Consider the following 5501-nt stretch of genomic DNA (forward strand, 5'->3'; position numbering starts at 1 on the left):
TCGACCCAACCCGCAACTATCAATCCAGACAAAAGAAAACACCCCCAGCCGAAGCTGGGGGTGTCGTCGATGTCGCGACTCACATGTAGTCCATGTCGCGACTCATAACACATGAGCCTCTCAGGGCTCTTGAACCCCCAGAGATCGCCTACGGCTTCTTGCTAGGAAGTCTCTATCTGCTGACCTACGCAATGGCCCGCGGGATCGATACGGGCGGCAGCGCGGTGGCATTCACGACCGACCGTGCAGCACTCGTCATCGTGCTCTATCTGGGGCATCGATCGCTCAACGGGCAGTTCCCTGACCGTCGAGCCGTACTAGGTTTTGCCGATAAAGTAGAGACTTACAAAGTTACAGATCACAAACTTCGTGAATTCATTTTTTAGGCCTTCGAAGCCATAGGTAAACGAAACGTGGATTATCTGAGTTCGAAAATGCCTAGTCAGAAGAAGCCGTCCGACAGGGTCAAGCGAGGCCGGCGGTTGTGTACGTTGCAAGACTTTCGGCTAACGTCTCGACCGTATATCGGTACCATGGAGCGCCCCGCTCCTGGCGCTCACCCAAAATGAGCACCAGATCGTCCCTGACGTGGCGCTCATGTCGGTAGAATCGTGAGAGTATCGGCTTTTCGCCAATAAACTTGGGTGCGAACAAGGGTTCGGCGACAAACTCATAAAGGTCACCCGTCGCTGTTGCAAGCGTTCCCTTTGCGGCGCAGGTATCCCACTCGCCGGGGCTCCTTGTCTCAACAACCCACCCTTCGACATCGGTCAGGGTGTAGCTCCGCTCTCCTCCGCCGCCATCTGTGTGGTTATACGGCCGCACTCGGGCGGTGGCGCGTCGGTAGGTCTTCTCTGGTCTGTAATTCCTGCGTTGAACTACGTCGAGGTATTCCGACAGCACTTCTCTTAGTTCCCTCAGTTGTCGATCTCTTTCCAGCTGGCCAGCTCGGCGCTGGGCTTCATCCTCTGCTCGCTGGGCGACCACTCTGGCTGCTGCATCTTCGAGACTCCCCATACCTAAAGCTCCTATCGCCGGTTTTCAAAGACACACTATCAGCGGCTCGATGGAGTCCAATCGAGGCCGCGACTTGGACCCGACTGGCCTGATTTTTAGCATTGGGATGTTCCCTCCACTAGGTAGGAAGCCTGTTGAAGACCTTCGGTATTAGGGCGGTCGATACAACCACTCCGGCAATTTACGTTGACTCAAGATCCGCTATCGACTCATGGGATGAGCTTTGTCTGAAGGTATTCAAGCCACCAACCAATGCTCATAGCCCCGATCACGCGACGCTAACGGTCATATAGGTTGCCAAGCTTCTAGCGAGCGATCTGGTCCAATCTGCCATCATGGGGATTATCAATTTTCTACCTAGGATTATCACTACGTCGGGTCTGATTGATGGATCAAACCGATAGTAGCGAGAGAATGTTGGCTTCTCGCCGACACGCTTATGGTCAAATGCATAGTGAGCAGTGAACGCGTAGCAATCGCCCACTCGAGTGATGAGTGTTCCCTTTGCAGCGCACGAATCGTACTCGCCAGGCGTTTCCGAATCAATGATCCAACCTTCGACATCTGTTAGTTCGAAAGAGACCACCCCGCCGCCGCCGATCCTGTAGTCGTGGCCAAGTACGGTGTGGCGATTGTAGGTTTTTTCAGGTCGGTAATCCTCTCGCTGAACTACTTCAAGGAACTCTGTCATAAGTTGGCGGCATTCGTTCTGCCACCGCTCTACTTCGGCTCGATGTGCTTGACGACGTCTCTCATCCTCGGTTTGTTGGGCAATTATTTCGGCTGCTGCATCCTCGAGCTTTCCCATGACCCTGGCTCCTGTCGCGAAGTTTGGACTCAGGCTATCCGATGGCGTTGAGCAGCGCGTGCCGATTCAGGTGTTTGCCGTACGGGGGGCAATCTAAAGACCGTGGATTTCGACGGTCCAAGCCGCCTTCGGGCCGCTGATTCGCAGCCAGATTTCATCGCTGACCACCACAATGTTCTCGGTGTGGAACACTTCGCCGGCCGGGTGGATGATCCGCCGCTTGTGGGCGTTGGGCGCTATGAACCCGGCTGGTGGAAGAACCACAGGTAATACCTGCAGTTCGGGTGCGCCTCAGCGAACTCGATGACGGCTTCTTCGCCAGGCTTGTCCAGGGACAGCATCGGGGTGACGTGGTCGACGTCCCCGCCGACCGCTCCGCCATGGCCGACGCTGTCATGCAGTTTGTGTTCCGGGGTGAGATCGAACCGGTCCTCGTGGCCCTTGATGGACGCGAAGAGGGCATCGAACTCCGGGTCTTCCATCTCCAGGATTTCAGTGGTCTCGTAGGCCATGTCGGCCGAGAGGGCTCGGGCGACCGCGGCGTCGTAGTTGGCGCGGCCTTCCACCGCGGAAGCGAAATTATCGAGGTTCTGGGCGTAGGTCAGCTTCACTGCCGGTTCGGCATGATTGACGGTATCGAATTACCCTCCGACGGGCACTCCGCGGGGCTGTCGTTTCTGGGGCGTGGTGGTGGTCATGAGCTTCTTTCGAGTCAGGCTGGTGGTACCTCCTATGTGTGCGGCGAAGCACTGGTCTGGCGTCAGTCGAGGTACTTCGCGGCCCGGTCATAATTGCGCTCATGAATGCGATCAGCCTCATCAAGACTCCATAGAACGCGCTGATATTTCACAACTGCCCACTGGGCGCCCTCCATGTCCCGCTCTAGCTGCTGGAACGCCGTGCTCCGGTGCCTGTTGTGATCCAGCCCGATAATGTGCGAGCCTAGCTCGCGGACTGGCTTGATTCCTCCGTTCAGGGCGTCCTCTACCTCAGCCATTGTCCGGGTGAGGAGGGACTGCAGCTTCATGATCGCTGTACTGAGTGCGTTCAAGGACTCTTCATAGGCGACGCGGCCGAGGGCCCGCAACTGGTTGTTGCTCATCGCCTCCGAGGAGGGGATGAGCATTCGCCGGCCTTGTTCAACGGAGCCACGAATGTATCCGTCGTCGAGGAGGATCTCCAAAAGCTGCTTGTCGACACCGAAAAGCTTGGCGTAGTTCGCTGCCGAGATTAGAGCTGGCTTGTCTTCGGGGTCAGTCATGGGACCACCCTACTGATCCCGGCAGACTCTGGTGAATCAACAGCCAGATCCATTCAGTCTTTCCTGGATCTAATCCCTGCCAGGCTCCTCGCGACCGGGTATCTCATAGATGTACCATCCTCAATTCTTGACGACCATTACGGGGACTTCGGGGACTTCGTGGACTCCACAGTCCGCTTCATGAACCCAGTCGACAGACTTTCTCATGCGCGCGAAACGTGGGTCCGCGAAGGAACCCCCGTACAGTTCGTCAGACTCAGACAGGGGAGCAATGATGATGGATTCACCGATTTATTCGTTCTCGAAGATGGCCGAATAGCGAACGGCCCAGCCGACGCGGATTACCTCGTAAGGTTGATGGCCGAATTCGCTCATCGCAAAGGCCTATAAGCGCACATCCTGGATGGCGCTCTAGCGGCGGAAAGACTGTTCGCCGGAGAGGCCGGCGGCCCATGCCGCACACATGGTGGACATGAAATTCAGATCCTTCGTCAACCTCAGCCCAGAGCAACTCCTCCACATTCCCGAAGCCCACCGGGTGACCATCGACCCGTCCGTCGACCGGACCACGCTTATCTTGTACCCGACCATCCGTCTCGCCCAGGAATCGCTCAAGAAGCGTTCAACGGCAGCCTCATACCTGGTTTCAACCCAGCTCGGCGAGGACTCGTTCTTCGAGGCCATCGGAAGCGTCGAGCCAGCCGACGGTAGCCCTGTCGAATACGTGGCCGGGCTTTTCTACAGCTACTCGGATGCCTTCAAGGCTTCCCACGGCATATCCTCCCTCTATAAGGACGGCCGGGTGGTCGCCGTTCCCCGGCAACGGCCCTACGACTCGTACATGAAGTGGTCCCTTGACTTCAACATGCCCTCAGCGGTCCCTTCGGAAGTCACCAAGGTAGATTTGCGTTTCGCTGTGGAGCTCGACGATCCCAGCGCGCTGGTCGCAGCCGACCCCCAGTACGCAGAATTCCTGCGACTGAAGGAGAAGTACGAACCGGCCAAAGCGTCATGACCGTCCGCGGGCCGTTGACCGAGCTCGTTGAAGGTTGGGACGAGCGGGTCGTCGACCTGCGGGATCGTGCCACCTAGCTATCCAACGAGGAGGCGACCTGGGTGCGGGGCAAAGTCGAGGCCTACAACCATTGCCGCCGCGAGCTGCTGCGCATCCTGGGGAACTTTGACCAGGCCGTGGCTGACACCAAAGCTGAGACGCCGGATCTCCGGAAGGCCGCGGATGCTCTCGCCGCAGAATGGACCGAGAGGAACACCGCGATGCGCCAGAAGGTGCTGGAGTCCCACGGCTCTCGAGGCTGGATGACGCTCCGCAGCAATGTCAACTCGTACATCTACTGCCGCCACGAACTGCTGAACGCGCTTGAATAGTTTGACGAGACTGAATCAGCCACCGCGAAGTCGCCCGAGGGTCAGCGGTGGGCGATGAGCCCTCTGATGCCTTCCGCCCGGGCCTTCATGCCTTCCAGCGGCTGGTGCGTTGATCGGAGCACTCAGTACCTCGGCTCGTCACCGGAGCGGATCGCCATGATCAGCATGGGTGTCTGCCTGGCGCTGTAGATGACCTCGTGCAGTTCCGGCGCGCGCGCTGCGTCCAGGGCTTTCGTCAGTTCATCAGCCAGCACCGGGGTGGGCCGGCATCAGCAGTTTGCACGGGTCGATGTTGGTGTGGCCGAACTCAGCCAGAGTGGCGACGGCCTCTTCTCGGTTACGGGCTCGCACGAAGGTTGCCCAGCAGGCCAGATGCGGGGTATCGAGCAGGGCTTGGGCTCCCGACGGCGCTTCAGCATGCAGTGTTCGGAAGAGGAACGTCTGTTTCCGCAGCAGCATGTCAAACCACCTGTACTGTCTCGAGGCCGTGCCGGTCGATGAGCTTTCGTGACTCTTCGATCAGGTGAACAGTGGCCTTGCGTGCTGCGCGGGTCGGGAACTTGAAGGCTGACGGCACGTAAATCTTGGCGGCACGGGTGCTCTTGATTGTGAGCAGTGACCGGTCGTTGCCGCGGCCGATAGCGGCCTGGGTAGCGGCCTCCAGGGCGACGTCGAAATTCAGGAGCGAAAAGCACCGGTTGGTCATTGACTCGGTTCGCCCTGTTTCAATACTTAGCGTTGTTCCACCGTGGTTGTAGCCCATGCCCCTCTGGTGGATGACGTAGGTTGGCTCGTCGGCAAGAGCCCAAACCTCTCCTTCGATGATGACCATACCCTCGTAATCGCCCCCCGCCTTCTCTACAGCCTGGCGAAAGTCTGATTCGTGGGTGTCGAAGGTGGCGACTGACGGAAATGAATTGAGCGGCCTAGGGATTTCGGACAGTGGGACCTCTTAAACTGAGGTTTCTACTGAAAGTGAGATCTGCAGTATGTCTGCATCGCGTCGCCGGTTTAGCCAGGAGTTCAAGG

10 protein-coding genes are annotated in these 5501 nt (G+C 58.1%); 3 read left to right on the forward strand and 7 right to left on the reverse strand.

Annotated elements, in window-relative coordinates:
* The first annotated feature begins 92 nt into the window (after window positions 1-92).
* Complete coding sequence (locus tag ACX80Z_RS15820; protein ID WP_459316550.1) at window positions 93-386, forward strand: hypothetical protein; 294 nt, start codon at window positions 93-95, stop codon at window positions 384-386.
* A gap of 79 nt (window positions 387-465) precedes the next feature.
* Here the strand turns inward: ACX80Z_RS15820 and ACX80Z_RS15825 are convergent, their stop codons facing one another.
* The 5 genes from ACX80Z_RS15825 to ACX80Z_RS15845 form a co-directional block, all read right to left on the reverse strand.
* Window positions 466-1017, reverse strand: coding sequence for a hypothetical protein (locus ACX80Z_RS15825; RefSeq protein WP_459316551.1), 552 nt, complete (start codon window positions 1015-1017; stop codon window positions 466-468).
* A gap of 268 nt (window positions 1018-1285) precedes the next feature.
* Entirely contained in the window at window positions 1286-1825 is a 540-nt protein-coding gene (locus ACX80Z_RS15830) for a hypothetical protein (protein ID WP_459316552.1), read from the reverse strand.
* Window positions 1826-1918: 93 nt separating this feature from the next.
* The gene (locus tag ACX80Z_RS15835) at window positions 1919-2089 is read right to left on the reverse strand and encodes a hypothetical protein (protein WP_459316553.1); all 171 of its coding nucleotides are present in this window, start codon (window positions 2087-2089) and stop codon (window positions 1919-1921) included.
* On the reverse strand, window positions 2062-2436 hold the full coding sequence (locus ACX80Z_RS15840) for a hypothetical protein (protein ID WP_459316555.1): 375 nt from the start codon (window positions 2434-2436) through the stop codon (window positions 2062-2064). The genes ACX80Z_RS15835 and ACX80Z_RS15840 overlap by 28 nt, the downstream gene beginning before the upstream one ends.
* 149 nt (window positions 2437-2585) lie before the next feature.
* Window positions 2586-3086, reverse strand: a complete 501-nt coding sequence (locus ACX80Z_RS15845; protein WP_459316556.1) for a hypothetical protein — start codon at window positions 3084-3086, stop codon at window positions 2586-2588.
* 472 nt (window positions 3087-3558) lie between these two features.
* Between ACX80Z_RS15845 and ACX80Z_RS15850 the strand changes: the two genes are divergently transcribed.
* Window positions 3559-4101, forward strand: a complete 543-nt coding sequence (locus ACX80Z_RS15850; RefSeq protein WP_459316557.1) for a hypothetical protein — start codon at window positions 3559-3561, stop codon at window positions 4099-4101.
* Between the two features lie 101 nt (window positions 4102-4202).
* Complete coding sequence (locus ACX80Z_RS15855; protein WP_459316558.1) at window positions 4203-4472, forward strand: hypothetical protein; 270 nt, start codon at window positions 4203-4205, stop codon at window positions 4470-4472.
* 243 nt (window positions 4473-4715) lie between these two features.
* On the opposite strand, the gene ACX80Z_RS15860 is transcribed toward ACX80Z_RS15855, so the two are convergent.
* The gene (locus ACX80Z_RS15860) at window positions 4716-4931 is read right to left on the reverse strand and encodes a hypothetical protein (protein WP_459316560.1); all 216 of its coding nucleotides are present in this window, start codon (window positions 4929-4931) and stop codon (window positions 4716-4718) included.
* Window position 4932: 1 nt separating this feature from the next.
* Window positions 4933-5304 (reverse strand): hypothetical protein, encoded by a 372-nt coding sequence (locus ACX80Z_RS15865; protein WP_459316562.1) that lies wholly within the window; start codon window positions 5302-5304, stop codon window positions 4933-4935.
* Window positions 5305-5501 lie beyond the last annotated feature (197 nt).

This window comes from Arthrobacter sp. TMT4-20 (assembly GCF_054510775.1).

What these genes read in the sequence shown, in the direction of transcription:
- ACX80Z_RS15820 (WP_459316550.1), top strand. Translation starts at nt 93, where the DNA reads ATGTCGCGACTCATAACACATGAGCCTCTCAGGGCTCTTGAACCCCCA.
- ACX80Z_RS15825 (WP_459316551.1), bottom strand. Translation starts at nt 1,017, where the DNA reads ATGGGGAGTCTCGAAGATGCAGCAGCCAGAGTGGTCGCCCAGCGAGCA.
- ACX80Z_RS15830 (WP_459316552.1), bottom strand. Translation starts at nt 1,825, where the DNA reads ATGGGAAAGCTCGAGGATGCAGCAGCCGAAATAATTGCCCAACAAACC.
- ACX80Z_RS15845 (WP_459316556.1), bottom strand. Translation starts at nt 3,086, where the DNA reads ATGACTGACCCCGAAGACAAGCCAGCTCTAATCTCGGCAGCGAACTAC.
- ACX80Z_RS15850 (WP_459316557.1), top strand. Translation starts at nt 3,559, where the DNA reads ATGAAATTCAGATCCTTCGTCAACCTCAGCCCAGAGCAACTCCTCCAC.
- ACX80Z_RS15860 (WP_459316560.1), bottom strand. Translation starts at nt 4,931, where the DNA reads ATGCTGCTGCGGAAACAGACGTTCCTCTTCCGAACACTGCATGCTGAA.
- ACX80Z_RS15865 (WP_459316562.1), bottom strand. Translation starts at nt 5,304, where the DNA reads ATGGTCATCATCGAAGGAGAGGTTTGGGCTCTTGCCGACGAGCCAACC.